Source organism: Campylobacter coli LMG 9860, from assembly GCF_000254135.1.
GTDB classification, from domain to species: domain Bacteria; phylum Campylobacterota; class Campylobacteria; order Campylobacterales; family Campylobacteraceae; genus Campylobacter_D; species Campylobacter_D coli.
In genome coordinates this window covers 1-371 of the sequence record NZ_AINS01000162.1, presented here as the reverse complement: position 1 = coordinate 371, position 371 = coordinate 1, and the positions used below count along the sequence as shown (strand labels likewise).

The 371-nt window shown below is 33.4% G+C and carries 2 protein-coding genes; both read left to right on the top strand.

Annotation, left to right across the window (positions count from 1 at the left end; translation table 11 throughout):
• Window positions 1-120 (top strand): flagellin (locus CCO88_RS10280; protein WP_002807929.1); only part of this gene is annotated, 120 nt, incomplete at its 5' end.
• A 144-nt stretch (window positions 121-264) separates the two neighbouring features.
• On the top strand, window positions 265-371 hold a 107-nt coding region (locus tag CCO88_RS10275; RefSeq protein WP_002782777.1), incomplete at its 3' end, for a hypothetical protein.

Below are 371 nucleotides of genomic sequence, written 5' to 3'. Positions count from 1 at the left end.
GTAGACTTTGCAGCTGAAAGTGCAAACTACTCTAAAGCAAATATCTTAGCTCAAAGTGGCTCTTATGCCATGGCACAGGCTAATTCTGTTCAGCAAAATGTTTTAAGATTACTACAGTAGTTTACAAAAGCTGCAATATATACAAATCCAAGCCTAGTTTAAACTAGGCTTTTTTATTTTAAACTCTAAAATTTTTTAATCAAACTAAACTTGGAACACTTCTTGCTTTAATCTTTTCGATGCAATATTTTGAAAGGATTTAAAATGGGTTTTAGGATAAACACCAACATCGGTGCATTAAACGCACATGCAAATTCAGTTGTTAATGCTAGAGAGCTGGATAAGTCTTTAAGCAGACTTAGTTCAGGTCT